1 protein-coding gene is annotated in these 499 nt (G+C 69.9%); it reads left to right on the top strand.

The window, feature by feature from the left end:
- The coding region (locus STRTUCAR8_RS11185; RefSeq protein WP_063748512.1) for a PadR family transcriptional regulator at positions 1-494 on the top strand (494 nt) is incomplete at its 5' end.
- Positions 495-499 lie beyond the last annotated feature (5 nt).

Below are 499 nucleotides of genomic sequence, written 5' to 3'. Positions count from 1 at the left end.
TGGAGTTGACCCGCCGGTTCGACAGGTCGATCGGCTACTTCTGGTCGGCCACGCATCAGCAGATCTATCGCGAGCTGGGAAAACTGGAGGCCGAGGGACACATCCGCGCCCTGCCCACCGAGCAGCCGACCCGCGGGCAGAAGAAGAGCTACGAGGTCCTGCCCGCGGGCCGCGCCGAACTGGCCCGCTGGACCGCCGCGTCCCAGGACCCGAAGCCGTACCGCGACACGATGCTGCTGCGCCTGCGCGCGTCGGCGGTGGTCGGCACGGAGGGCATCGAGGCCGACCTGCGCCGTCATCTCGCCCTGCACCAGGGCCAGTTGGCCGAGTACGAGGAGTTCGAGAAGCGCGATTTCCAGCCCGGCCGCGACACCCCCCAGGACCGCCTGCAGCACCTGGTCCTGCGTGCGGGCATCGATCTGGAGACCTTCTGGACCCAGTGGCTCACGCACGCCCTGGCGGAGTTCGAGCGGCTGCCCGGCGAAAACGGGTGAGCGCC

The sequence above is a fragment of the Streptomyces turgidiscabies Car8 genome (genome assembly GCF_000331005.1).
GTDB classification, from domain to species: Bacteria; Actinomycetota; Actinomycetes; order Streptomycetales; family Streptomycetaceae; genus Streptomyces; species Streptomyces turgidiscabies.
This window is presented reverse-complemented; position numbering and strand designations above follow the sequence as displayed.